The sequence below is a fragment of the Mammaliicoccus sp. P-M58 genome (assembly GCF_022386165.1).
In the GTDB taxonomy this organism is placed as follows: domain Bacteria; phylum Bacillota; class Bacilli; order Staphylococcales; family Staphylococcaceae; genus Mammaliicoccus; species Mammaliicoccus sciuri.
This window is the reverse complement of the sequence record NZ_JAJNJI010000036.1, coordinates 1-486: the sequence shown is the minus strand read 5'-3', so window position 1 is coordinate 486 and position 486 is coordinate 1. Positions and strand designations below refer to the sequence as shown.

The window sequence follows — 486 nt, the reverse complement described above, 5'->3', positions numbered from 1 at the left end:
ATGAACTTGATCAATACAAAACAGCACATGACAAATTAACTGCTGGATTAAAAGAAGCAGTCGCAGAAAGCATTAAATATAAGCGTCAACGTGACTCACTTATCAAAGATGTGAAGAAGTTGAGGGAAGAGAAGGCAGCAATAGAAATGCATCTTGATGCGATTAAAACATACAAACCAATGTATGAAAAGTTGAGTAATAAATATACCAACCTAACTGAACACATCAAAGACAAAGCATTAAATAATCCAAGTGAACATAGATATTTCAGATTAGTACATTTCATTGATGATTTGGAGGATGAATAGAATGGCTAAAGTGAATTACGAAAAAGCGTGGCAGACACTAAAGGAAGAAATGACACAAGATTACATCAAACTTACTAATGTAGGTGATGATATTGCGAGGATTGCAGACCAAGTATTAAGTGGATATTTAAAACGAATAGATGAGTTAGATAAATCGAATGAATTTAGCAATTTACTA

General features: G+C 32.9%; 1 protein-coding gene. It reads left to right on the top strand.

Annotated elements, in window-relative coordinates; genetic code table 11:
* A partial coding sequence (locus tag LQ694_RS15435) for a hypothetical protein (RefSeq protein ID WP_239772215.1) occupies positions 1-308 on the top strand: 308 nt, incomplete at its 5' end.
* Positions 309-486 lie beyond the last annotated feature (178 nt).